This window comes from Massilia atriviolacea, from assembly GCF_003953935.1.
Classification (GTDB): Bacteria; Pseudomonadota; Gammaproteobacteria; order Burkholderiales; family Burkholderiaceae_D; genus Telluria_A; species Telluria_A atriviolacea.
Map to the genome: position 1 here is coordinate 357108 of NZ_RXLQ01000001.1, position 22385 is coordinate 379492.

Genomic DNA, 22385 nt, shown 5'->3' on the forward strand with positions numbered 1-22385 from the left:
AGCGTCCTGGGCGTGAAAAATCGACTGCAGGCGCTTATTCGACCAGGGTTGATCGGTGCTCAGGGTTGGCGGCCGGCCTGGCGAAATTCGCCGCGCGCGAGGCTGGCCGGGGTATTGCCGGCGGCGTCGGCGGCTTTCAGGTCGGCGCCGCGCTCGACCAGTGCCTGCAGGATCTCGCTGCGCTGGAACAAGGCTGCGTACATGGCGGCGGTCTGGCCGGCGTTGTTGCGCTGGTTCGGCTGGCAGGCGGTATCGGCCAGGCGCCTGGCGATGCGCAGCTCGCCCTTGAAAATCGCCCCCATCAGGGCCGTGTTGCCGCGCTTGTCCGCGGCGCAGGGATCGGCGCCGGCGCCGATCAGCAAGTCGACCGCCGCGCCCCGGCCATGGTAGGCGGCCAGGATCAGGGCGGTGTAGCCTTTGTCGTCGCGCGTGTCGAGGTCGTACGATGCCTTGGTGAATTCCTGGAGCATCGCCACATCGCCACGGCGCGCGGCGTCGAAATAGTAGCCCTTCAGCTGGTCGGCCAGGCGGGCAGGCTCTGGCGGCGCGGCATGGGCCAGTTGGGCCAGTGCCAGCGCCGCGAGGGCGATCAGGTAGTTCATGGCAGTCTCCCGGACGGCCGCCCGCAGGCGGCCGTCATTTCCATCAGTCGGCCAGTGCCTTGGCGCGCGACGCCACCTGCGCGACCTTGTCGCCCAGCGCGGCCGCCAGCGCCGTGCCGTAAGCGGCGTCCGCCTTGTAGAAGTGCGACAGCATGGTGTAGCGCACTTCCTCGTCCTTGACCTGGCCCAGGTCGCCGGCCAGGTTGGCCACCAGATTCTTTTGCTGCTGCGCGGGCAATGCGCGGTAGAACTCGCCGGCCTGGCGGAAGTTCAAGGTCTTGGCGATGCGCTGCTGCAGCGTGCTGCCCGAGAGGGGAAGCTGGCTCGGCTTGAACGTGGCGTCGACCGTCAGCGGGAACTGGCGGCTCGGCTCGTAGTTGACGTTGCCGGTGCGCTTGCCGGGATTCATGGCGCCGTCCTGGTGGTGATTGGTGGCGACCACGCGCGGCTGGTTGATCGGCAATTGCAGCGCGTTGGCGCCGAGGCGGTACATCTGGGTGTCGGCGTAGGAGAACACGCGGCCTTGCAGCAATTTGTCTTCCGACGGTTCGATGCCGGGCACCAGGTTCGACGGCGCAAACGCGCTTTGCTCGGTTTCCTGGAAGATGTTGGCCGGATTGCGGTTCAGGGTCATGGTGCCGACCCTGGTTTCGGGCACGCCGGTCCATTCCTTGGTGGCGTCGAGGGCGTCGAAGTCGAATCTGGACAGCTCGGCGGGCTTGAGCACCTGCACGTACAGGTCCCAGCGCGGGAATTGCTTCGCCTTGATGGCGTTGACCAGGTCGTTGCTGGCGTGGTTGAAGTCCTTGCCCTGGACCGCCGTGGCCTCCGGTCCGGTCAGGCTCTGGATGCCTTGCAGCGACTTCCAGTGGAGTTTGACGTAGTTGACGTTGCCGGCGGCGTTGACGAATTTATAGGCGTGCACGCCGTGGCCGTCCATGAAGCGGTAACCCTTGGGCGTGCCGAGGTCGGAATACACCTGGGTCAGCATGTGGGTCGATTCCGGCTGGTGCGAGAAGAAGTCGAAGAAGCGGTTCGGGTCCTGCACATTGGTTTCCGGTGCGGGTTTCAGCGAATGCACCATGTCCGGGAACTTGATGGCGTCGCGGATGAAGAAAATCGGCAGGTTATTGCCGACCAGATCCCAGTTGCCTTCGCTGGTGTAGAACTTGGTGGCAAAGCCGCGCGGATCGCGCAGGGTTTCGGGCGAATGGTTGCCGTGGATAACGGTCGAGAAGCGCACGAAGACCGGCGTTTCCGTGCCTTTGGCAAAGACCTTGGCGCGGGTCAGGGCCGAGACATCGTTGCTGGCGACGAAGACGCCGTGGGCGCCGGTACCGCGTGCGTGGACCACGCGTTCGGGGATGCGTTCGCGGTCGAAGCGCTGGAGTTTTTGCAGGAGGTGCACATCCTGCAGCAGGGTCGGGCCGTTCTGGCCGGCCGTCTGCGAGTTCTGGTTGTCGCCGACCGGCGCCCCGTTGTCGCGTGTGAGCTGGGGTGCCGCCGAGGTGAAGGGGGAGATCAGTGCGGCGATGGCAAATGCCATGGCCGAGCGGGCCGCGTAGCGTTCTCCGGAACTACGCGGTTCGGTTGTGATGGTCATCTCGATTCCTTTTTTTGTAAATGTGTCTAAACAATAAGGAATTCAAGCTGATATGTATACGCAATTATAAATATCGTATCGATAGTTTAAATCTATATGGATTCCTCGCGGCAAACTTCCCTGACGTGTGCCCGCAACCAGCGGTGGGCGGGGTCGGCGTCGAGCCGGGGATGCCACAGCATCGAAACCGTCAAGTCGGGCATCGGAAAGGGCAGGGGGAAACTGTGCATGCCGTCGCGCAGCAGGCCGGTATGGCGTTCCGGGACAGTGGCGACCAGCTCGCTCGCGCGCGCCAGCGACAGGGCGGGAGCGAATCCGGCCACGGTGGCGACGATCGCGCGATGCAGGCCGAGCGGCAGGAGGGCGTCGTCGACAGGGCCCTTGTCCCTACCCTGGCGCGAGATGCCGACATGCTCGGCGGCCGCGTAGCGCGCGGGGGTCATCGCTCCGCTCGCCAGGGCGTGGCCGGCGCGCACGACGCCGACGAAGCGGTCGCGCAACAGGGCCTGGGTGCGCACTTCGGGGCCGGTCGACTTGCCGATGACGCCGGTTTCGAGGTCGATGCTGCCGTCGCGCAGGCCGGTGCTGTCCTTGTCGGACTTGGGGACGAAGCGCAGGCGCACGCCGGGAGCGTCGGCCCGTAAGCGCGCGATCAGTCCGGCGCCGAAATTTTCCACGAATCCTTCCCTGGTGCGGATCGTGAAGGTGCGTGCCAATTGCGCCAGGTCGAGCCTGTCGACGGGGCGCAGCACGGCCGCGCTGTCGTGCACCAGTTGGCCGACCTGTTCGCGCAGGGCGATGGCGCGCGGCGTGGGCACCAGGCCGCGTCCGGCGCGCACCAGCAGAGGGTCGCCGGTGGCCTCGCGCAGGCGCGCCAGCGCGCGGCTCATGGCGGAGGGACTGAGGTGCAAACGGCGGGCGGCACGGGCGACGCTGGCTTCGCTCAGCAGCACGTCGAGGGTAATCAGGAGGTTCAGGTCGGGCAGGGACATGGGCTTAACGATAGCGCAGTTCGGCGTCGATGTGGCGTCTGGTGCAGCAATATAGTGCAAATGGTGCGTCTTCCGCCATGCATTGCCGCCGGGTACACTGGGTTTGGGTGCCGGACGTCGGCACGATCAGACAAGGATGTTGCATATGGACACAGATTTTTGGCATCGCAAGTGGGCAAGCGAGGAGATCGCTTTTCATGAGGGCGCCGCCAACGCGCTGATGCTGGCGCATTTCGGCAGGCTGGCGCTGGCGGCCGGCAGCCGGGTGTTCGTGCCGCTGTGCGGCAAGTCGCTCGATCTTGACTGGATGCTGTCCGAAGGCTACCGCGTGGCCGGTGTCGAGCTGAGCCGGCTTGCCGTGGACCAGCTGTTTGCAAGGCTGGGCGTGCGGCCGGACGTCAGCGTGGCCGGCGAGCTGCTGCATTACCGCGCCGAAAAGATCGATATCTTCGTGGGCGATATTTTTTCGCTGTCCGCCGACATGCTCGGTGCTGTCGACGCCGTGTACGACAGGGCGGCGCTGGTCGCGCTGCCGGAAGCGATGCGCGTTCCTTACGCCGCCCATGTGACGCAGCTGGCGGCCAGGGCGCCGCAAGTGCTGATCTGCTACCAGTACGAGCAGGCCATCATGGCCGGGCCGCCGTTTTCGATCAGCGACGAAGAGGTGCGGGAGCGCTACGGCGACGCGTATGGATTGACCTTGCTGGAGCGGGCCGAGGTGGCGGGCGGCTTCAAGGGCCGTTTCCCGGCGCTGGAAGCGGTATGGCTGCTTTCGTAGGCGAGCGGCGTGCGATGCTGGCGGCGCTGGCAATGTCGATGCTGCTGTCGTCGCTCGGCACCAGCATTGCCAACGTCGGCCTGCCGACACTGGCGCAGGCCTTCGGCGCCACGTTCGCCCAGGTGCAATGGATCGTGCTGGCCTACCTGCTGGCGGTGACGACGCTGATCGTCGGCGTGGGCCGGCTCGGCGACATCGCCGGGCGGCGCCGGCTGCTGTTGGCGGGCATTGCACTGTTTGCGGCGGCATCGATCCTGTGCGCAGCGGCGCCGACGCTGGCGTGGCTGATCGCCGCGCGCGCGCTGCAGGGCCTGGGCGCGGCGGCGATGATGGGGCTGACCATGAGTTTTGCCGCCGGCGCCGCATCCGCGGGCGGCACCGGCAGCGTCATGGGCCTGTTGGGAACCATGTCGGCCGTCGGCACCGCGCTGGGGCCAACCCTGGGCGGCTTGCTGATCGGGGCGGCCGGCTGGCGCGCGCTGTTTCTCGTCACCGCGCCGCTCGCGATCGCGGCGTGGCTGCTGGCGTATCGCGCTCTGCCGGCCGATATGGCGCGGGCGGACGGCGAACGGATGGCATTCGATGGCGTCGGAACGGTCCTGCTGGCGTCGACCCTGGGCGCCTACGCGCTGGCCATGACGGCAGGCGGCAACCTGGTCTTGCTTGGTGGCGCGGCCGTGGGTGCCTGGCTGTTCGTGCTGGCCGCGAGACGGGCGGACTCGCCCCTGATTCCGCTGGCATTGCTGCGCGACCGCCTGCTCGGTGCGCGCCTCGCTACCACGGCGCTGGTGTCGACCGTGATGATGGCGACGCTGGTGGTCGGGCCGTTTTACCTGTCGCGCGCACTGGCCTTGGAACCGGCCGCCGTCGGCCTGGTGTTATCCAGCGGTCCGCTGGTGGCGGCGCTGTCGGGCGTGCCGGCCGGGCGTCTGGTCGACTGTGCCGGGACGGCCAGGGTCACTATCGCCGGGCTGGGACTGATGCTGGCCGGAGCCGTGCCGCTGGCGCTCCTGTCGCCAGCGGCCGGGGTGCCGGGCTACCTCGTGCCGATGGCGGTCATCACCATCGGCTACGCGCTGTTCCAGGCGGCGAACAATACGGCGCTGATGGACGCGGCGGGCGCCGACCGGCGCGGGCTGGTCTCGAGCATGCTGAACCTGGCGCGCAACCTGGGGCTGGTCAGCGGGGCGTCGCTGATGGGGGCCGTGTTTGCCTACGGTGGAGCGACGGTCACTGTGGGCATGCACAGGACCTTTGCGCTGGCGGCCCTGCTGCTGGCGGCGGCGCTGCTCATCGCCGTGAGCGCGGAGAAGGGGCGAGAACAGCAAACGTGAAATTTCTGCTATGTTGTCGGGCCGGATGCTCCCACGAGGAGCGTCATCAGAACCGCTTTAAAGGAGTGAGCCATGAACGACCTGTCGACTTTCCCGATCACGAAAAAATGGCCTGCTGCGCATCCCGAGCGCATCCAGCTGTATTCGCTGCCGACGCCGAACGGCGTGAAGGTTTCCATCATGCTGGAAGAAACCGGGCTGGCGTACGAGCCGCACCTGGTGCGCTTCGATCACAACGACCAGCTCACGCCGGAGTTCCTGTCGCTGAACCCGAACAACAAGATCCCGGCCATCATCGACCCGAATGGCCCGGACGGCAAACCGTTGGCGCTGTTCGAATCCGGTGCAATCCTGATCTACCTGGCCGAGAAGAGCGGCCGGTTCCTGCCGCCCGATGCGGCCGGACGCTACGAAACCATCCAGTGGCTGATGTTCCAGATGGGCGGCATCGGCCCGATGTTCGGGCAGCTCGGCTTCTTTCACAAATTCGCAGGCAAGGACTACGAGGACAAGCGGCCGCGCGAGCGCTACGTGGCGGAATCGAAGCGCCTGCTCGGGGTGCTCGACGAGCGGCTGGCGCAGCGCGCCTGGATCATGGGCGAGACCTACACCATCGCCGATATCGCCATCTTCCCTTGGGTGCGCAACCTGATCGGCTATTACGAAGCCGGGGACCTGGTCGGCATCGCCGACTTCCCGCATGTGACGCGCGCGCTGGAAGGCTTCGTGGCGCGGCCGGCGGTGGCCAAGGGGCTGGAGATTCCCGACCGGAACGCGGCTGACTAAGCGGACCGGCTAGGCGTCGAAGGGCGGCATGTCGCCCAGATGGACCGACTCGCCGATGAAGAACCAGGAGGCCAGCACGTTGAGGCGCTGGCACGCGGCGTCGAGATACGCCTGGTTCAACTCACCGCGCGAAATCGAGGACGACAAGTCCCGCGCCAGGCTGTCGTGAATCCAGAAGCCTTCGGCGATCCAGCGTTCGAGATGCGCGCCGTGCCGGGTGGTCTCCAGATAGCGCTGCATGGCGGCGACAAGGCGGGCAAACGACGCCTTGTTCCAGCGGCCCGTGCTGCGCAGTTCGAGCAGGAAGCCGTCGTCGGATTGAAAGGCTTCCCTCAGTGCTTCCAGCGGTTCCGGGGTGATCATCGTGCTCCTTTCGCAGGTCGATAGGCCGCCAAGGTCCATCCTGGATGCGCATCGGCGCAGCCACGTCGGCGCCGCCCAGGGCGCCGTGGAACAGGCGGAAGTCGTCGATTTTTCCGTTCTCCGGCACGGCAATGACGAGCGCGCAGCGCGCCTGTCGGCGCGCCGGCGGCACCCGGATACACAAGGGCGTTATCGAGGCCGAATAAATGGACCGGCGCGCGCCGCCATCGCGCTGGGGCGACACGCGATTCAAGCCGCAGGATCGGGCTTGCCGGTAAATTCAGCCGTTTCAGCCTGGCGGCGCCGCAGCAAGCCGGCCAGCACCGTCCCCTTGGAGCGGTCCCACCTGTCGAACTGCGCGGCGGCGCCAGCGAAGTCGCCGGCGTTCAATCGGGATAACAGGGTGGACGAGGCCAGGTTGCCTCGGCCGAGATTGAAATCGAAATCGACCAGCGCGTCGAATTCTCCCGGCGTCAGCTGGACAGTTACCAGGCGATTGACGTCGTTGACGCTATTCTGGATATTCGCCTTCAGATCGGCGTCGGCTTGTTGCTGTGTGATGGTGGAACCCGGCACGACGCCGTGGGTATTGCCGTAGCCGTTGGTCCACACGCCCGCGCTATCCTGATAGGCGCTCAGGCGGCAACCTTCGCATTGTTCTGTCAAGCTCAGGCCGGTCGCACTATATTGCATTGCTGGATTCATCTGCGCTCCCATTGCGTATCAAAGTGACCCAGCCTCCAGTATGTCATGCAGCGGATGCAGCGGCCCGCACTGTGGCAGTAATGCCACTATGTCGGCCGTTGCGTCGCTTCGCGCTGGCGCGCCTCCCGTTCCTGTCGCAATTCGGTGTCGCGTACCGTCAATTCCCGCATCAGCGCCTGTTTTTCCTCGGCGCCCGCATGCGCTTCGCTTTCGGCGGCTGCCAGCCGCGACGCCGCGATTTCTGCTTCGCGCGCCCTGACTGCCAGGGCAATCCTGCTTTCCCCGAGCTGGGCCTGCATGGCGTCGTGCCGCGCCTGCAATTTGTCCAGCTGGGCGGAGAGGGCCGCCGCCTCGAACGCGGCGCGCTCGGCGGCGCTGCGTTCACGGCTTGCTTCGCTTAGCGCAGCTTCGGCAGCCTGGTGCAGGCGGGCGTTTTCCGCACTCGCCTGGGATAGCTGGCCGGAGAACTGGGCGGATTGTCCTTTGTGGTGCAGCAATTGCTGGCGCAGGGTCACCAACTCGCGCTCGACCAGGGCGGCGCGCTGCTCGAAACCCTGGCGCTCCTCGGCGCGCTGGGTGGCGGTGGCTTGGTGGTAATGGTCGAACTGGGCGCGCGCCTGGGTCAGCTGGGCGTTGAGCGCAGCGACTTCCGCCGCGCGGTCGGCCAGGCGCTGCTGCAGGCCGGCCTGTTCGCTGCGCGCGCCGGCCAGGTCGACCGTCAACAGGTGATTGGCCTGCCTGGTTTGGGCGATGGTGGCGTTGGCGCCGGCCAGCTCGGCGTCGAGCGCCTTGACGCGCTCTTCCAGTGCGGCCCGTTCCTGGCGGGATTTGTCCAGTTCATCGGCCAGTGCCCGCATGCCCTCGGCATGGGCGCGCTTTTCGAGGTCCAGGTCTTGCGCGAAATCGGTCTTGATCGACTCGTACACGCCCTTGACCGCTTGCAGCAAGCCGGCCGGCACGCCGGGACCGGCGGGCGAGGGGGCCTGCTGGTGTTCTTCCTTCCAGCGTTTGAGCATGGGCGCGATCGTACTTTTGCTGCCCGTGCCGCCCAGCGCCTCGCGCACGGTATCGACCGTGGGATTCTTGTTATCGGCAGCAAGGCCGGCAGCGGCGGCTGCGACGTGGGAATAGAGGATGCCGGGACGTGCCATGTGGGGACTCCTGAATTAGATACCGTATTACGTGTTACGTAATATGATAGCAGATTACGTTAAAATTGGATCAATGAATGCGGTATTCTTGATCGCGATAAGAACCATTATCGTGAGTGATCCGCCACCGCCGCGTGGTATCCTGCGTCACTCTCGTTACAGATCGCGTTTTGCCGCGTTTTTCCATGCCTGATGAAATCGCTCCCGTCGCGGCACCGTCCGCCGATGGCGTGACGCTGCCGCCTCACGCCCTGACCCCGCTCGATGCCGAGCTCAGCGCCCAGCACCGGGCCTTCCTGGCCGCCGCGACCTCCGATAACACGCGCCGCGCCTACCGCTCGGCGCTCAGGCATTACCTGGCATGGGGCGGCGTCCTTCCCGCCGACGAAGCCGGCATGATTGGCTACCTGCTCGCTTTCGCCAACGCGCTCAACCCGCGCACCCTGGCGCTGCGCCTGACCGCGCTGTCGCAATGGCACGTACACCAGGGTTTTGCGGACGCCGCCTCCACGCCCACCGTCCGCAAAACCCTGGCCGGCATCGCGCGCACCAACGGCAAGCCCAAAAAGAAAGCCAAGGCCTTGCCGGTGGAAGACCTGGAACGCATCGTCGTGCAGCTCGCCGGCCTGGCCACCCTGAAAGCGGCGCGCGACAAGGCCTTGCTGCAGATCGGTTTTTTCGGCGGATTGCGCCGCAGCGAGCTGGTCGCCATCGACGTCGCCCACCTTGGCTGGCAAACCGAGGGCGTCACCATCACGCTCCCGCGCTCCAAGACCGACCAGATGGGGGAGGGCATCGTCAAGGCCATCCCCTACGGCGACGGCGCCTGCTGCCCCGGCACTGCGCTGCGCGCCTGGCTGGACGCCGCCGGCATTCGCGCCGGTCCGGTGTTCCGCCCGATCAGCAAATGGGGCGAGGTCGCGCAGTCCGGCCTGCACGAAGGCAGCGTCAACACCATCCTGGCACAGTGCGCGCGCCTGGCCGGCCTCGACTATGTGCCCGATCTGTCGAGCCACAGCCTGCGGCGCGGCATGGCCACCAGCGCGCACCGCGCCGGCGCCAACTTCCGCGACATCAAGCGGCAGGGCGGCTGGCGCCACGACGGCACGGTGCAGGGATATATCGAAGAAGCCGGCCGCTTCGACGACAACGCCGCCGGCGCCTTGCTGCGCGCCGGACGGCGCAAGCCCGAACCCGCAACCTAGCCGGCGCCGCGCGCGTGTGCACAAATCAAGGAATATTTCACTCTGGTCGTTTCGACAGCATTGCATGACTTGCTCGGCCGACGTACCATGAAAAAACGCTTTGCTCTGTACGCCACCTACACGCCGGAGGATTCGTGACCATCATTCGCCGCTTGCTCAAGCACTGGCTGCTCATCATCGTCCTTCTCCTGATCCTGCTGGTGGCCGCGCCGCCGCTGCTGCTGTCGCTGTCGGACAGGCAGGAAAAGTCCGATACCGACCCCGGCCGGGGCGCCGCCCTGGTCACCCAGGACATCTTCGGCGACAGCTTCACCAAGGTGACGTACCTGGAGCAGAACTGGAAGCCCGAAGACAGCCTGTGGTTCTACAACACCACCCAGGGCTCGAACCTGCTGCCCTACGATTTTTTCATCGCGCTCGAACAGCCGAGTGCCACGCCCGCCGTCGCCGCGCCGCCGTTCCGCGCCAACGAAAACATGAACCGCTTCCGCTACCTGCCGCAGCGCGCCACGGCGTCCAATCCCGACGGCTTGCCGGTCGGCTTCGTCAAGGACGGCTACCTGAAAAAGGATTACATCGGCCTGACCTGCGCCGCCTGCCACACGGCGCAGATCAACTATCGCGGCATCGCCATGCGCATCGACGGCGGCCCTGGCGCGGCCGACATGGTGGGCTTCCTCAAGGCCTTGACCGACTCGATGCGCGCGGTGCGCGACCAGCCGGCGGTGCAGCAGCGTTTCGTCAAGGCGGTGCTGGCGCGCGGCGGCTACGCCACGGCCGACGACGTCGTCAAGGACGTCGCCGTCTACACCCAGCGCCTGGTCAGCTACAACATCATCAACCACAGCCCGACCGACTACGGCTACGCGCGCCTGGACGCCTTCGGCCGCATCTACAACCGCACCCTCGAACACCTGCTCAACCGCAGGCAGCTCGACAACGTCCTGCAGAATTTCCTCAGCCCCGCCCAGGTGCAGGCCGCCATGGCCGGAACCGGAACCGGCGACACACTGACCTCGACCCAGCGCGACACGATCATCCAGCAAGTGGCCAACACCTCCGCCGTCGAAGCGCTGAAGAAAGAGCTCTTCATCAACGCCGACGCCCCCGTCAGCTATCCCTTCCTGTGGGACATTCCCCAGCACGACGTGGTCCAGTGGAACGGCCTGGGCAACAACGCCGGCCTCGGTCCGCTGGGCCGCAATGCCGGCGAAGTGATCGGCGTGTTCGGCACCCTCAACTGGCACGAGTCGACCGAGTATTCGCTCGGCTCCCTGCTGGCCGGCAAAGGCATCGTCCAGAAAGCCATCCGCTTCGATTCCTCGGTCAACGTGGAGAACCTGCGCCGCATCGAGAATCACCTGGTCTCCCTGCAATCGCCGATGTGGCCCGTCGACGTGGTCGGCCATGCCACGAGCGACCAGGGGCGCCTGCTCAACGGCAAGCGCCTGTTCAACAGTTACTGCGCCAGCTGCCACGCCAATATCGACCGCGATTCGCCGGCGCGGCGCATCGTCGCCCACATGTCCGGACTGGACGAGGTCGGCACCGATCCCACCATGGCCAATAACAGCGTCAAGTACCAGGGCTATTCCGGTATCCTGCGCAACGAATATGTGGGCGCGAACGTCGGCAACATCCTGCTCGATAAAAAGGCGCCGATCGCCGCGCTGCTGACCAAGGCCACCATGAGCGTGCTCGAAACGCGCGACCCCGACAAATCGTTCGTGCGGCGCTGGGCCGAGTGGCTGCGCAATATGGCCATCGCCTTTTTCGGCAATGAAATCAAGCCGTCCAACAAGCAGGGCAGCTATCCGATCGACACCACCATCACCCCCTACGCCTCCTTGCATGCCTACAAGGGCCGCGCCTTGAACGGTATCTGGGCCACCGCGCCCTATCTGCACAACGGCTCGGTGCCGACCCTGTACGACCTGCTGCTGCCGGCTGCCTGCGCACCCGCCGCCAAACAGGGCGAATGCCGGCCCGCCAACTTCATGGTCGGCTCGCGCGAATTCGACCCCGTCAAAGTCGGATTGCGCAGCGAAGGCTACGAGGGCTTCCGGTTCGACACCACGCTGCCAGGCAACGCCAACACCGGGCACGAATACGGCACGGCCGACACCGTCCAGGACGGCAAACCGCTGCCGGCGCTCACGGAACAGGAGCGCCTCGACCTGCTCGAGTACCTGAAGCGGCTGTGACCGCGCCGCCATGCAGGCCGCTCCGGCCCGTCCGGAGGCGGCCTGCGGCCTGCCGCCGGCCGCCGATTTTTACGCGCGCTCGCCTCCCATCCGCCACGCACCCTCTATAATGATGGCTCGTGCAGTCATTACAACAGGAGAATCAAAGATGGCAATTAGTCTGACCAAGGGTGGCAACGTCAACCTGAGCAAGGAAGCGCCCGGCCTGACGAAAATGGTCGTCGGTCTTGGCTGGGACGCCCGTTCCACCAGCGGCGCCGAGTTCGACCTTGACGGCAGCGTGTTCTTGTTGAAGGCCGACGGCAAAGTCCGCGCCGACACCGACATGATTTTCTATAACAACCTCAAATCGGTCGACGGCAGCGTGGTTCACTCGGGCGACAACCGCACCGGCGACGGCGATGGCGACGACGAAAGCCTCACCGTGGACCTGAGCCGCGTGCCGGCCGATGTCGAAAAAATCTCCGTCTGCGTCACCATCCACGACGCGGCGGCGCGCAAGCAGAACTTCGGCATGGTGTCGAATGCCTTCATCCGCTGCGTCAATGCCAGCGGCAATACCGAAATCGCGCGTTTCGACCTGTCCGAAGACGGCTCGACCGAAGCGGCCATGATTTTCGGTGAAATCTACCGCCATTCCGGCGACTGGAAATTCCGCGCGGTCGGCCAGGGCTTCAACGGCGGCCTCGGTCCCCTGGCATCGTCGTTCGGCGTCAACGTGTAAGGCAGGGCGCGGTGCGGCGCACCCGGCCGCACCTCGCCTTCGTGCAGAAACAGTGCGCAGCCTGGGACCGGGTGTCGACTATCGCTGCTTCGCGGCGAAGCCGACCAGCGCCTTTGCCGTCGCCATCACCTGCGCCACCGTCATGCCCGCTTCGTTCTTGTCGTTCAGGGCATCGGCAATGACGATCTCGTGCGACACCGCGTCGCCCACAGCGAGCAGTTTCCACTGGCATTGCCGGCTGTCCCCGGTCGTCGCCAATGACAGCGTGGCAGGCGTGCCGTCGACCGTCTGGTTCAGCAATTCGCTGACCACGGTGTACGAGGCGCCATCTTCCTTGTAGCGCCACACGGTCAGCATCGCGCCGGCGCGTCCCTGCCGGCCGAACAGGTAGTTCTTCCGGCGTTTGCTCTCTTCGACGCTGCCCAGCAAATCGAGTTCGCCGACCCGCGCGGCGCCGCCGAAGCGCACCGGCACGAAGGCGGGCAGCGTTTTCACCGCGTCGAGCTGGCCGATGAACGCTGCAGGCACGACCACCGCACGAAAACCGCGCTTGTCGACGCGCGCATCCTTGCGCAGCTCGCGCTGCCATTGCGTTGTCATCGACGCCAGCGGCGCCTGCTTGCGTCCCGGGCCGCTACTGTCGCCCGATATCGACATGGGCGGTGGCGGCGGATCCGGCGCCGTCTGCGCCTGGGCGGCCGACAGCGATAACAGGAGCAGGGCGCCAGGCACCGTCGGACGTGCGAACATATAAATTCTTTCAAGATTGTCTTTGCATTATTATACCGGCCTGTTTGCCGGTTTTTACCCCGCTGTAGCATTACTCAAGGAATCGACCAATTCAATGAACCGTGCCTTCGCGCTTGTCTTCCTGCCCTTGCTGCTGAGCGCCTGCGCGATGCCCGAGCGTGGCGCGGCGCCGCTGCCCGAATTGAGGTCGACCTACACCGAGAATGACGTTCGCTACCCGGTCCTGTACGGCACCTCGCGCAAGCCGAATGGTGCCCGGACCGGCTATCTGGACGAACGCGGCCCCGGAGTGCAATACGGCAGGGTGATCGTCACCATCCCCAAGGGCCACGCGACCGGTTCGCTGGGCGAGAAGGGGACCCTGTTTTCGCCCGATACGCGCCTGTTTATCGCGCCCGGCAATATCGAATTCCATAGCCCGGACAGCTTCATGAAACTGGCGGCCGGACGTCCTGGGAAGGGCAGCTACCTCCTGGTGTTCATCCACGGCTATAACAGCTCCTTCGACGATGCCGCGCTGCGGGCGGCGCAACTCGGCTACGACCTGGATGTGGCGCCGAACGACATGATGTTCTTCTCGTGGGCGGCAAAAAAGGACTACCGCACCTACACCTACGATGAAGCGACCGCCGACGCCAGCGAGATTCACCTGGAAGCGTTCCTGAAAACCGTGCGCGCGGCGGCCGGCGCGAGAAAGGTGCACATCATCGCGCACAGCATGGGAAACCGCCCGCTGATGCGCGTCATCTCGCGCCTGCAGCTGGCGCCGGGGGAGAGCAAACCGTTCGGGCAGATCATCCTGGCCGCGCCCGATGTCGATCGCGACGTCTTCACGCACCATGCGCACAACTACCTCAGGGTGGCCGAACGCACCACGGTGTACCTGTCGCCATTCGACGTCGCGCTGGGCCTCTCGCAGGACCTCCATTTTTATCCGCGCGTCGGCTGCGGCGACAAACCGCAGGCCCGCATCAAGGAGATCGACAGCGTCGTCTCCTTCGTGCCCGAGGATTTTCCCTCGCATACCTACATCGCCTCGACCCTGCCGCTGCTGAACGATGTGCGCAACCTCGTCCTCAATGGCGAGCCGGCGCGCCAGGGAGCCGGCTGGAAAGCCCATCCGGGCTACTGGACGGTCGGCCAGGACCGGCCGCACAGCGGACCGAGTTGCAGCAGCGCGGGCAGTTTTTTCAATCCGCTCTGGAAAAAATAGCAGGCGCTCCTACTCGGCCACCGGATACAGCCGCAGCACCCGCGCCTCGTGGCTGATCACCTCCGTGGTGAACGGAATATCGTAGGTCCCGATATCCTGGTGCCGCCACAGGTCGCGCACCCTGTATTTTTTCCAGGTCAGCGCCAGGTCGCGCCGCAGGCTCAGGGTCATGTCGGCCGTGGCGCTGCCGCGATTGAGCAGGGCCACCGCGTAACTGCCGTCCGCCAGCTCCTTGGCATACACCTGCAGCACGCCATCGTCGCGCACCTTCTCGGCAGGTTTGCCCAGCGGGTCCTGATTGAGCGCGATGATTTCCTTGTTGGTGAAGGTCGCCAGCGTGTCCGCATCGAGCGAACGCAGGTCGGCGCCGGCCAGCAGGGGCGAGCCGACCATCGCCCACATGCTGAAATGCGTGCGGTACTCGACGTTCGACGCACCCGCCCCGACCAGCTCCTTGCTGCGCCCATTGAGGCCCACGATCAGCATGTCGTAATCGTTCCAGTGTCCGGGACCGGAATGCTTTTCCAGCCCGATGCCGCGATCGAGCGTATCGAGCACGTCGAAATAGTACTTCTCGCGGTTGCCCGGATAATCGAAATCGTCCGAGATATCCTGCCCGATGCGCCAGTGATTGATGCCCATGTCCGCCGCCCATTCCCACGGCTGGCCCCAGCCGCAATGGCAGGCGTGCAGCACGATGCCGCGCCGCTGCGCCATCAGGGCGCGCGACATGGTCCCGAAAATCGTCTTCAGCACCGGTACCGGCGCCTCCTTGTGCGAACAGCAGCTGTCGTATTTCAGGTGATCGACGCCCCACGACGCGAACAGCTTCGCGTCTTCCGCCTCGTGGCCCTCGCTGCCGGTGTAGCCGGCGCAGGTGGTCTGGCCCGGCCCCGAGTAAATCCCGAACTTCATGCCCTTCGCATGCGCGTAGTCGGCCAGGTACTTGATCCCGCGCGGGAAGCGCACCGGGTCGAATTCCAGCGGCCTGTCGCGCCGGTTGCCCTTGTAGCGCTGCCAGCCGTCGTCCAGGTTCACATACTGGTAGCCGGCGTCGCGCATGCCGTTGGCCACCATCGCGTCGATGGTCTCGACGATCAGCTTTTCGTCGATGCTGTCGCCGAAGTTGTTCCAGCTGCTCCAGCCCATCGGCGGCGTCAACGCCAGCCCGTTGCTGACAGGTTTGGCCGCGGCCGCCGGCATGGACAGCACCAGCGGTGCAAGAAGGGCCAGCGCACAGCGCCTGGCGCTGCGAAGAAGAGATGTCGTCATGGTTGATCCGATGCGTGCGTTGAAAGGGAGGCGCCGGCCGTCGGCCAGGCCTGCGGGAACAGCTTGCGCGCGTTGCGCGAATAGATTTTGTCGACCACCCGGCGCGGCAGCGCCAGGCCGCGGAAAGGGGCGTCGAGGTCGGGCGAACGCATCACGCGCCCGGAAGTGAGGAAGGCCCAGTCGTCGAGCCATGCCGCATGCGCCGCGCCGGCGAACCCGGTGTCGCCCTGGCCGGGGGAACTGGCCAGGTCGGTCCCGTACAGCACCCGGTCCTGGTAGCGGATCAGGAAGGCGCGCACCTTGGCGCGGCGCCCGATCGCCTGCTGCTGCAAATGCACCATGCGTGCCGCCAGGTCGACCCGCGCGTCGGGATGCGCGTCCAGGAAGCGCGCCAGCGCTTCCACGTCCCATTCCAGCGACGCCAGGTGCACCGCCACAAAGCGCATCGTCGGGTGCCGCTCGAGCAGATGGTCGCGCGCCGCCAGCTGCTGCGCGTAGCCCGGCCACGCGGCTTGCCTGTACATATGGTACTGGGGGTGCTCGCGGAAGTACTGGCGGTCGCTGTCGACAGTCATCTTGGCGAGCGGCAGCCAGCAGTTTTTCGGCTCGCCCTGATGGCCCAGCACCGGCACGCCGCGTTCGGCCAGATGGGCGAACACCGGTGCGAAGCGGGCGTCGTCCACCATCACCGGCCGGCCATCCTTGCCGCGCAAGGCCATGCCGATATTCTTCCAGACCTTGACCCCGACCGCGCCGTCGGCCACGGCCTTGTCGAGATCGGCGATGGTCCGCGCCGCCCACTCGGGCTGCTCGAAGCGCGCCACCGGAAAGGTGGCCGCAAACGCCACCTCGGCGGGGTGGCGCCGCAGCAGGGACAGCGCGGCCTCGCGCTGCGCGTCGAGCGCCGGAAAATCCGGATAATCGACGTTGATCGTCAGCACGCGCACCTTGTCCGCCTTGGCCCTGGCAAAAAAGGCCGGCAGTTCGCCGTGCAGGTGCATGTGGGCGTCGATCTTCTCGACCCGGTAAAAGTCGGCCCGGCTGTAAGTCGGCGCCGCCGCCGCCACGCCTGCGGCCAGCAGCAGGGCGGCGCCCGCGATGCGCCTCATGTGCGCTGCGCCAGCCGCGCCAGCGCCACGCGCCCGGGAAGCTTGCCGTCGCACTGCGCAGCGTACAAGGCCGCGCCGATGACCGGCTCGAACTGCGGCTCCTGCAAGGCAAAGCCGCCGTGCCGCGCCAGCCGCTGCGTAAATGGACCAAGTAGCGGCGATGCGCTGTTAAATACCCCGCCGCTGTACGAGACCGGCAGCGCCACGTCCGCCGGCACGCCCAGCTGGCGCCGCACCGCGTCCACGATCGCCGCCAGTTCGTGCGCGGCCTGTTCGAAAATCGCGTTCGCCTCGGCATCCCCCTCCAGCGCCGCCTGCTGCACCAGGCGCGCCAGTTGCGCGAGCTGGCTGCGTTCGCCCTTGCGCCGGCTGTATACTTCCGCGCACAGGTCCAGGTCCGCGCCGAGCGCCAGGCCGCGCCGGAAAATAGCATGCAGCGGCCCGCGCGGGGTCCGGCCGTCGCTCATGCGCGCGAACAGGGCCAGTCCTTCGCGTGCGATCCAGTACGCCGAGCCTTCGTCGCTGAACAGTTCCCCCCAGCCGCCGGCGCGCGCTTCGCGGCCATCGTAACGGCCGTAGCCGATCGAGCCGGTGCCGGCCACGATGCTGATGCCGTCGGCGCAGGCCAGCGATCCGGCCCAGCTGCACACCATGTCGTTACCGCAGCGGTAGCGCTGCGGCGCAAACAGCTCGCCGGGCAGCGCATCGAGCGCCGCGTGCAGCAGGCTGTCTTCGCCATAGGCGGGCAAGCCGAAAAACGCGAACGCCACCGCGTCCGGCGTCGCCCCCGCCAATGCCAGCGTCTCGGCCACGCCGGCATTGAGCATGGCGGCGGTCCGCTCCAGCCCCGTTACGAGATAATAGGCGCTGCCGCTCTCGTGCCGCGCCAGCAGGCGTCCGTCCGCGTCGAGCAGGGCGAACGCGGTCTTGGTGCCGCCGCCGTCAACGCCCAGGTACATGATCGTCCTTTCCTTCCCACGGGTAGATCGTCACGCCCGCCACCACACGGTTCACCGTGCCCGACACGCTCGGCGTATCGGAGCGGATCCCCAGCCGCAGCGATTGCAGCAGCGCGAACATCTGGGCGAACACCACGAAAGGCAGCGCCAGTTCGATGTCCGGCGCCGCGGCCGCCCCGTCGAGCAGCAGGTCGCCGGCCCCGATGCCGTCCGCCTGGGCGCTCAACGCCAGCACCCGGGCCGCGCGGCCATCCCTGCGCAGTTCGCCCAGCAGGTCCAGGTCGTAGCGCCGCGTGTAGGCGTCGTTCGACAGGAACAGCACCACCAGCGTGCTATCGTTGACGACGCTTTTCGGCCCGTGCCGGAAGCCCAGCGGCGAATCGAAGCTGGCCACCACCCGGCCGTCGGTCAGTTCCAGCAGCTTCAAGGCCGCTTCGCGCGCCAGCCCGCCCAGCTCATTGCTGCCCAGGTATACCACGCGCTCGAAACCCGCGTCGGCCAGCTCCCGCGCCAGCGGCAGCGCGTCCCGCAGCAGCGCCTGCGCGGCGCCGGCAAACCGGGCTTCGCCTTCCGGCGGCGCAACGATCGCCCCGAACATCGACGCCGCCGCCAGCAGCATCGACGAAAAGCTGGACGTCATCGCAAACGCGCGGTCGTGCGTTTCGTCCGGCAGCAGCAGCGCGAATGCCCTGGGATGCGACTGGCAGCGTGCATACAGCGCGCCGGCCACGTTGCAGGTCACGACCAGGTGATGGCAGTTCTTTACCAGGCGCTCGGCCAGATCGAAGGCCGCCACGCTTTCCGGGCTGCTGCCCGAGCGCGCAAACGACACCAGCAGGGTCGGCACGTCCGCGCGCAGGTAGCGGTCCGGTCCCGCCACCAGGTCGGTGGTGGGCACGGCTTCCACCGCGCGCGCCGGTCCGCGCGACAGCGCCGGCACCAGGCACGCGCCGATGAAGGCCGACGTGCCGGCGCCGGTCAGCACAATGCGCAAATCCGGGTTGGCCAGCAGCGGCCGCAAAAAATCGTCGATGGCGCCGCGCCGCTGGCGCAGCAGGTCGAGGACCCTGGCCCAGACCTGCGGTTGCTGGTCGATTTCGCGCGCGGTCCAGCCGGCGCCGAGCGCTTCCAGCTCCGTCAGCGCGTATCCGAGTCGGCGCTCGTTCAGTGCATCGTTCATTGTGCCAGCTCCAGGTGTCCCGCCGTCGGCGAGCATGCATATCGATATTGACGCAGCAGGGCGGACACGCCCGCCTGCAGCAGGTGTCCGGTGTTCGCCGCGATCCGGCCTGCGCGGATCGCCGCATACTGGTCCGGCAGGTATTGACTGACCAGCGTCAAGGGCGGCGGATCGCGATCCAGGTTGGCCAGCATCGCCTCGCATGCCTGCCGCACTTCGGGCGCCGGCCAATAGTAGCGAATCCGGTCGCTCAGCGAAAACTGCAGGTCGACCTGCTCGCGCGCCGGGTCGGCGTAATAGCCGCGCCAGTAGGCGGGCCGCGCGCGCATGGTGTCGAGCACCACGGACTTGAGGCCCGCGCTGCGGCGCGCGCCCAGCCATTCATGCTCGATGTCCGCCAGCGCCCACAGGGTCTCGCGCAGCGCGAAGGTGGCCGCCGGTCCGACCTTGAGGATCGCAAAGTGGTCGCGCACCAGCGACTTCAGGTTGGCGGGCGTCTGGTAATCGGTCGAATGGGCCTCGTACACCATCAGCGCATCGCTTTCGATGTAGGCGCTGAGCGCTTGCGCCAGCGGCGCGCGATAGTCGATCACCTTGTGATGGTCGAATTCCACCCCCGGCTGCACCACCAGGCCGACGATGCGCTCCCACGCCGCTTCCAGCCCGGCCGCCGCAAACGCCGCGCGGTGCGCAGCGATGGTGCCGGCCGCCGCCTCCGGGCTGGTCGCCTGCAGGTCGTGCAGGTCTTCCTGCGCACCGCCGGGCACCGGCACTTCGGTGCCGATCACATACACCGGCGCCTCGCCGCCGCAGCGGCGCCAGGTGCGCTCGGCCACCGCGCACAGGCGCGCCGCGCGCGCCGCCACCACATGTTCGGGAAGCGGCGCCGGATCGTCCTTGCACGACATCGAACAATCGAGATGGATCTTGCGAAAGCCCGCCGCCACATACTGCTCGATCAGCACATCGGACTTGTTCATGGCCTCGTCCGACGGGGCGGACTGCCAGCAGTTCGGCCCCAGATGGTCGCCCCCGAGCAGCACCAGGTCGCGCGGGAAGCCGACGCGGTCGGCGATCGCCATCACGAAGCGGTGGAAGTCGGCCGGCTTCATGCCGGTGTAGCCGCCGAACTGGTTGACCTGGTTCGACGTCGCCTCGATCAGCACCGGCGTGCCATGCGCCAGCCCTTCGCGCAGCGCCGCTTCCAGCACCACGGGATGGGCCGAGCAGACCGAGTAAATACCGACCGGCGCGCCGGCCTTGTGTTGGCGGATGATGTTCAGTAAAGCCTTCATGGTTGCGTCCTGTTAGAAAAATCGGTATCGGGTTCGGCTTCGCCCTCGGGCAAGGCAAGCAGCAGCGCGGCCAGCAGCGCAAGCAGGATCCCGGCCAGCTTGAACTGCCCCGGCATCACGCCCGCCACGGCCATGGCGACGATCGCGGTAAGCAAAGGGGCGCCCGCATTGACCATCGGCGAGACCACGATCGCTTTGCCGAAGCGGAAGGCGTACACCAGCGTCAGCGCGCCGATGGCATTGAGAACCTGGATCGCCGCCGCCAGCCCCGGCCCGCTCATGCCATAGTTGACCGGCTGGCTGAAGTCCGTCAGCAGCAGCGCCACCGGAATGAACGCCAGGCCGCTGACGGTCATGTAAAAGAAGATGCTCTCCGCGTCCATGCTGGCGTTGGCAAGGCGGATGAAGTACGACTGCAAGCCCCATGCCAGCAGCACCGCCAGCGACAGTGCGAACCACAGGCCCATACTGGCCGGCTGGCCGGGCGCATAGTCGAACAGCGGCAGCGCGCATGCCGCCAGCACGATGCCGGCCATCCCCAGCTTGCCGACCCGCTCCTTGAGCAAGAAGAAGGAGAGGGCGATGGTCACCATCGGCGAGAGCGAGATGATGGGGAAGATCAGGTAGGTCGGTCCGATTTTCACCGCATGGAACAGGATCATCTGGCCGCCCGCGCCAAGCACGCCGATCACCATCCCGAGCCACACCGAACGCGCATCGCGCTGCAGGCGCCAGCCCGCGCGCCGCATCACCACCCAGGCCGGCACGATCATCGTCAGCGCCCACACGACATAATTGAGCGTCTCGGGAAAGCCATTCCCGCTGGGCGCTCCCGCAAACGCGCCCCATACGCCCCACAGCAGCGTCGTAATGCCGGCGTAGGTAAGCCAATTACTTGATTTCATGGTGTTTTCCCTGGTCTGGCGATGGGCGCGATGCGCAGGATGCGCGCCTCGTGGCTGGTCACTTCGGTCGTGAAAGGAATCGTGAAACTGCCCAGGTCCTTGTGCTGCCACAGGTCGCGCACGGTGTACGCGTCCCAGGTCAGGGTCAGGTCGCGCCGGGGGCTGAAGCTCATGTCGGCCGTGGCGCTGCCGCGATTGAGCAGGGCGACCGCCCAGCTGCCGTCGGCCAGCTCCTTCGCATACACTTGCAGCTGGCCGTCGTCGCGCACCTTGCGCGCCGGTTTGCCCAGGCTGTCCTGGTTGAGCGCCGTGATCTCCTTGTTGGTCAGCGTCTCCAGCGAGTAGGGGTCGAGCTTGCGCAGGTCGGCCCCCGCCAGCAGGGGCGAGGCCAGCATCGCCCACATGCTGAAGTGGGTCCGGTATTCGACGTTCGACGCACCGGCGCCCGGTAGCTGCATGCTGTTGCCGTTCAGGCCCACGATCAGCATGTCGTAGTCGTTCCAGTGCCCCGGTCCCGAGTATTTTTCCAGTCCGATGCCGTGGTCGATCAGGTCCAGCACATCGAAAAAGTACTTCTCGCGCCTGGCCGGATAATCGAAATCGTCCGAAATATCCTGCCCGATGCGCCAGTGATGCGCTCCCAGATCAGCCGCCCATTCCCACGGCTTGCCCCAGCCGCAGTGGCATGCGTTGAGCACGATGTCGCGCTGTTGCGCCACCAGCGCGCGCGACATCGCCCCGAAAATGGTTTTCAGGACCGGCACCGGCGCATCCTTGTGCGAGCAGCAGCTGTCGTACTTGAGGTGGTCCACGCCCCACGACGCGAACAGCTTCGCATCCTGCGCCTCGTGGCCCTCGCTGCCGGTATAGCCGGCGCAGGTGCTCTGGCCGGGACCCGAATAGATCCCGAACTTGAGTCCTTTCGCATGGGCATAGTCGGCCAGGTACCTGATCCCGCGCGGGAACTTGACCGGATCGGCCTCCAGCGGATGGTCGCGCCGGTTTCCCTTGTAGCGCTGCCAGCCATCGTCCAGGTTCACATACCGGTAGCCGGCCTCGCGCATCCCGTTCGATGCCATGGCGTCGATGGTCTCGATAATCAACTGCTCGTTGATGTTGTCGGCAAATTGCAGCCAGCTCACCCAGCCCATGGGCGGCGTCTGCGCCAGCGGCGCGGCCCCCGCCAGGCTGGCCGCGCAACTGAGCGCCAGTGCCGGCAAGCGTTTCAATACATGCTTGAACATGAGTGCCCCGC

At 66.4% G+C, this 22385-nt stretch carries 21 protein-coding genes; 7 read left to right on the forward strand and 14 right to left on the reverse strand.

Going from position 1 to position 22385, the window contains the following annotated elements; genetic code table 11:
- Nucleotides 1-59 precede the first annotated feature (59 nt).
- The 3 genes from EJB06_RS01510 to EJB06_RS01520 all read right to left on the reverse strand — a co-directional run bounded on the left by EJB06_RS01510 (nt 60) and on the right by EJB06_RS01520 (nt 3197).
- Nucleotides 60-602 (reverse strand): ankyrin repeat domain-containing protein, encoded by a 543-nt coding sequence (locus EJB06_RS01510; RefSeq protein ID WP_126072228.1) that lies wholly within the window; start codon nt 600-602, stop codon nt 60-62.
- 43 nt (nt 603-645) lie between these two features.
- Complete coding sequence (locus tag EJB06_RS01515) at nt 646-2148, reverse strand: catalase (protein WP_126072534.1); 1503 nt, start codon at nt 2146-2148, stop codon at nt 646-648.
- Nucleotides 2149-2297: 149 nt separating this feature from the next.
- Nucleotides 2298-3197: a LysR family transcriptional regulator gene (locus tag EJB06_RS01520; RefSeq protein ID WP_126072229.1), complete on the reverse strand. Its 900-nt coding sequence runs from the start codon at nt 3195-3197 to the stop codon at nt 2298-2300.
- A 145-nt stretch (nt 3198-3342) separates the two neighbouring features.
- On the opposite strand from EJB06_RS01520, the gene tmpT reads away from it, so the two are divergent.
- From tmpT to EJB06_RS01535, 3 genes are all read left to right on the forward strand, one after another.
- Nucleotides 3343-3975: a thiopurine S-methyltransferase gene (gene tmpT / locus EJB06_RS01525; protein WP_126072230.1), complete on the forward strand. Its 633-nt coding sequence runs from the start codon at nt 3343-3345 to the stop codon at nt 3973-3975.
- Complete coding sequence (locus EJB06_RS01530) at nt 3960-5309, forward strand: MFS transporter (protein ID WP_126072231.1); 1350 nt, start codon at nt 3960-3962, stop codon at nt 5307-5309. Before tmpT ends, EJB06_RS01530 begins: the two co-directional genes overlap by 16 nt.
- Nucleotides 5310-5381: 72 nt before the next feature.
- Complete coding sequence (locus EJB06_RS01535; protein WP_126072232.1) at nt 5382-6095, forward strand: glutathione S-transferase N-terminal domain-containing protein; 714 nt, start codon at nt 5382-5384, stop codon at nt 6093-6095.
- Between the two features lie 9 nt (nt 6096-6104).
- Here EJB06_RS01535 and EJB06_RS01540 read toward each other — a convergent pair whose 3' ends face one another.
- The 3 genes from EJB06_RS01540 to EJB06_RS01550 form a co-directional block, all read right to left on the reverse strand.
- Complete coding sequence (locus EJB06_RS01540) at nt 6105-6458, reverse strand: hypothetical protein (protein ID WP_126072233.1); 354 nt, start codon at nt 6456-6458, stop codon at nt 6105-6107.
- 249 nt (nt 6459-6707) lie between these two features.
- Complete coding sequence (locus EJB06_RS01545; protein ID WP_198420734.1) at nt 6708-7163, reverse strand: lysozyme; 456 nt, start codon at nt 7161-7163, stop codon at nt 6708-6710.
- A gap of 86 nt (nt 7164-7249) precedes the next feature.
- The gene (locus EJB06_RS01550) at nt 7250-8314 is read right to left on the reverse strand and encodes a DNA-binding protein (RefSeq protein WP_126072234.1); all 1065 of its coding nucleotides are present in this window, start codon (nt 8312-8314) and stop codon (nt 7250-7252) included.
- A 185-nt stretch (nt 8315-8499) separates the two neighbouring features.
- On the opposite strand from EJB06_RS01550, the gene EJB06_RS01555 reads away from it, so the two are divergent.
- From EJB06_RS01555 to EJB06_RS01565, 3 genes are all read left to right on the forward strand, one after another.
- Nucleotides 8500-9519: a site-specific integrase gene (locus EJB06_RS01555; RefSeq protein WP_126072235.1), complete on the forward strand. Its 1020-nt coding sequence runs from the start codon at nt 8500-8502 to the stop codon at nt 9517-9519.
- A 134-nt stretch (nt 9520-9653) separates the two neighbouring features.
- Nucleotides 9654-11723 carry a di-heme-cytochrome C peroxidase gene (locus EJB06_RS01560; RefSeq protein WP_164557768.1) on the forward strand — a complete coding sequence of 690 codons (2070 nt, stop codon included), beginning with the start codon at nt 9654-9656 and terminating at the stop codon, nt 11721-11723.
- A 148-nt stretch (nt 11724-11871) separates the two neighbouring features.
- The gene (locus EJB06_RS01565; protein WP_126072236.1) at nt 11872-12447 is read left to right on the forward strand and encodes a TerD family protein; all 576 of its coding nucleotides are present in this window, start codon (nt 11872-11874) and stop codon (nt 12445-12447) included.
- Between the two features lie 78 nt (nt 12448-12525).
- On the opposite strand, the gene EJB06_RS01570 is transcribed toward EJB06_RS01565, so the two are convergent.
- The gene (locus tag EJB06_RS01570; protein ID WP_126072237.1) at nt 12526-13197 is read right to left on the reverse strand and encodes a hypothetical protein; all 672 of its coding nucleotides are present in this window, start codon (nt 13195-13197) and stop codon (nt 12526-12528) included.
- A gap of 94 nt (nt 13198-13291) precedes the next feature.
- Here EJB06_RS01570 and EJB06_RS01575 point away from each other — a divergent pair, with 94 nt between their 5' ends.
- The gene (locus EJB06_RS01575) at nt 13292-14410 is read left to right on the forward strand and encodes an alpha/beta hydrolase (RefSeq protein ID WP_126072238.1); all 1119 of its coding nucleotides are present in this window, start codon (nt 13292-13294) and stop codon (nt 14408-14410) included.
- A gap of 9 nt (nt 14411-14419) precedes the next feature.
- Here EJB06_RS01575 and EJB06_RS01580 read toward each other — a convergent pair whose 3' ends face one another.
- From EJB06_RS01580 to EJB06_RS01610, 7 genes are read right to left on the reverse strand one after another with little or no spacing between them, the layout of a single operon-like run.
- Complete coding sequence (locus EJB06_RS01580; protein WP_126072239.1) at nt 14420-15682, reverse strand: glycoside hydrolase family 27 protein; 1263 nt, start codon at nt 15680-15682, stop codon at nt 14420-14422.
- Complete coding sequence (locus EJB06_RS01585) at nt 15679-16791, reverse strand: amidohydrolase family protein (RefSeq protein ID WP_126072240.1); 1113 nt, start codon at nt 16789-16791, stop codon at nt 15679-15681. The genes EJB06_RS01580 and EJB06_RS01585 overlap by 4 nt, the downstream gene beginning before the upstream one ends.
- On the reverse strand, nt 16788-17750 hold the full coding sequence (locus EJB06_RS01590; protein WP_126072241.1) for an N-acetylglucosamine kinase: 963 nt from the start codon (nt 17748-17750) through the stop codon (nt 16788-16790). Before EJB06_RS01590 ends, EJB06_RS01585 begins: the two co-directional genes overlap by 4 nt.
- Nucleotides 17734-18930: an SIS domain-containing protein gene (locus tag EJB06_RS01595; protein WP_126072242.1), complete on the reverse strand. Its 1197-nt coding sequence runs from the start codon at nt 18928-18930 to the stop codon at nt 17734-17736. Before EJB06_RS01595 ends, EJB06_RS01590 begins: the two co-directional genes overlap by 17 nt.
- Entirely contained in the window at nt 18927-20225 is a 1299-nt protein-coding gene (locus EJB06_RS01600) for a D-tagatose-bisphosphate aldolase, class II, non-catalytic subunit (RefSeq protein ID WP_126072243.1), read from the reverse strand. Before EJB06_RS01600 ends, EJB06_RS01595 begins: the two co-directional genes overlap by 4 nt.
- The gene (locus tag EJB06_RS01605) at nt 20222-21130 is read right to left on the reverse strand and encodes an EamA family transporter (protein WP_126072244.1); all 909 of its coding nucleotides are present in this window, start codon (nt 21128-21130) and stop codon (nt 20222-20224) included. The genes EJB06_RS01600 and EJB06_RS01605 overlap by 4 nt, the downstream gene beginning before the upstream one ends.
- A complete protein-coding gene (locus EJB06_RS01610) occupies nt 21127-22374 on the reverse strand; it encodes a glycoside hydrolase family 27 protein (RefSeq protein ID WP_126072245.1) in 1248 nt (415 codons plus the stop codon). Before EJB06_RS01610 ends, EJB06_RS01605 begins: the two co-directional genes overlap by 4 nt.
- Nucleotides 22375-22385 lie beyond the last annotated feature (11 nt).

Coding starts and splice junctions, on each gene's coding strand:
- EJB06_RS01585 (WP_126072240.1), bottom strand. CDS start 16,791: ATGAGGCGCATCGCGGGCGCCGCCCTGCTGCTGGCCGCAGGCGTGGCG.
- EJB06_RS01590 (WP_126072241.1), bottom strand. CDS start 17,750: ATGTACCTGGGCGTTGACGGCGGCGGCACCAAGACCGCGTTCGCCCTG.
- EJB06_RS01570 (WP_126072237.1), bottom strand. CDS start 13,197: ATGTTCGCACGTCCGACGGTGCCTGGCGCCCTGCTCCTGTTATCGCTG.
- EJB06_RS01600 (WP_126072243.1), bottom strand. CDS start 20,225: ATGAAGGCTTTACTGAACATCATCCGCCAACACAAGGCCGGCGCGCCG.
- EJB06_RS01530 (WP_126072231.1), top strand. CDS start 3,960: ATGGCTGCTTTCGTAGGCGAGCGGCGTGCGATGCTGGCGGCGCTGGCA.
- EJB06_RS01550 (WP_126072234.1), bottom strand. CDS start 8,314: ATGGCACGTCCCGGCATCCTCTATTCCCACGTCGCAGCCGCCGCTGCC.
- EJB06_RS01510 (WP_126072228.1), bottom strand. CDS start 602: ATGAACTACCTGATCGCCCTCGCGGCGCTGGCACTGGCCCAACTGGCC.
- EJB06_RS01580 (WP_126072239.1), bottom strand. CDS start 15,682: ATGACGACATCTCTTCTTCGCAGCGCCAGGCGCTGTGCGCTGGCCCTT.
- EJB06_RS01535 (WP_126072232.1), top strand. CDS start 5,382: ATGAACGACCTGTCGACTTTCCCGATCACGAAAAAATGGCCTGCTGCG.
- EJB06_RS01565 (WP_126072236.1), top strand. CDS start 11,872: ATGGCAATTAGTCTGACCAAGGGTGGCAACGTCAACCTGAGCAAGGAA.
- EJB06_RS01515 (WP_126072534.1), bottom strand. CDS start 2,148: ATGGCATTTGCCATCGCCGCACTGATCTCCCCCTTCACCTCGGCGGCA.
- EJB06_RS01605 (WP_126072244.1), bottom strand. CDS start 21,130: ATGAAATCAAGTAATTGGCTTACCTACGCCGGCATTACGACGCTGCTG.
- EJB06_RS01610 (WP_126072245.1), bottom strand. CDS start 22,374: ATGTTCAAGCATGTATTGAAACGCTTGCCGGCACTGGCGCTCAGTTGC.
- EJB06_RS01520 (WP_126072229.1), bottom strand. CDS start 3,197: ATGTCCCTGCCCGACCTGAACCTCCTGATTACCCTCGACGTGCTGCTG.
- tmpT (WP_126072230.1), top strand. CDS start 3,343: ATGGACACAGATTTTTGGCATCGCAAGTGGGCAAGCGAGGAGATCGCT.
- EJB06_RS01555 (WP_126072235.1), top strand. CDS start 8,500: ATGCCTGATGAAATCGCTCCCGTCGCGGCACCGTCCGCCGATGGCGTG.
- EJB06_RS01545 (WP_198420734.1), bottom strand. CDS start 7,163: ATGAATCCAGCAATGCAATATAGTGCGACCGGCCTGAGCTTGACAGAA.
- EJB06_RS01575 (WP_126072238.1), top strand. CDS start 13,292: ATGAACCGTGCCTTCGCGCTTGTCTTCCTGCCCTTGCTGCTGAGCGCC.
- EJB06_RS01540 (WP_126072233.1), bottom strand. CDS start 6,458: ATGATCACCCCGGAACCGCTGGAAGCACTGAGGGAAGCCTTTCAATCC.
- EJB06_RS01595 (WP_126072242.1), bottom strand. CDS start 18,930: ATGAACGATGCACTGAACGAGCGCCGACTCGGATACGCGCTGACGGAG.